The organism is Variovorax sp. Soil_C_12, assembly GCF_057657375.1.
The window spans coordinates 1-639 of the sequence record NZ_JBDGIO010000046.1; the positions used below are offsets into that span (position 1 = coordinate 1).

At 65.1% G+C, this 639-nt stretch carries 1 protein-coding gene; it reads right to left on the reverse strand.

Annotated elements, in window-relative coordinates; translation table 11 throughout:
- Window positions 1-639 (reverse strand): type I glyceraldehyde-3-phosphate dehydrogenase (locus AC3A6X_RS36395; protein WP_487846716.1); only part of this gene is annotated, 639 nt, incomplete at both ends.

Consider the following 639-nt stretch of genomic DNA (forward strand, 5'->3'; position numbering starts at 1 on the left):
TTCGCTCTGTGCCTTCATCTCGGCGCAGATCTCCTTGTACGTGGCCTCCTTCACCAGCTCTACCGTGAGGTCGACCACCGACACGTCGGAGGTCGGCACGCGGAAGCTCATGCCGGTGAGCTTCTTGTTGAGCTCGGGGATGACCACGCCCACCGCCTTGGCCGCGCCGGTGCTGGAGGGGATGATGTTCTCGAGGATGCCGCGGCCGCCGCGCCAGTCCTTGTTGCTCGGGCCGTCCACGGTCTTCTGCGTGGCAGTGGCGGCGTGCACGGTGGTCATCAGGCCGCGCTTGATGCCCCACTTGTCGTTGAGCACCTTGGCCAGCGGCGCCAGGCAGTTGGTGGTGCAGCTGGCGTTGCTGATGATGGCCTCGTTGGCGTACTTCTTGTCGTTCACGCCGTAGACGAACATGGGGGTGTCGTCCTTGCTGGGCGCCGACATGATCACCTTCTTGGCGCCGGCGTCGAGGTGCTTCTGGCAGGTCTCCTTGGTGAGGAAGAGGCCGGTGGATTCGAGCACCACGTCGGCCCCCACTTCGTCCCACTTGAGGCTGGCGGGGTCGCGCTCCTGCGTCAGGCGGATCTTCTTGCCGTTGACGATCAGGGTGTTGCCCTCGACGGTGACCTCGCCCTGGAAGCG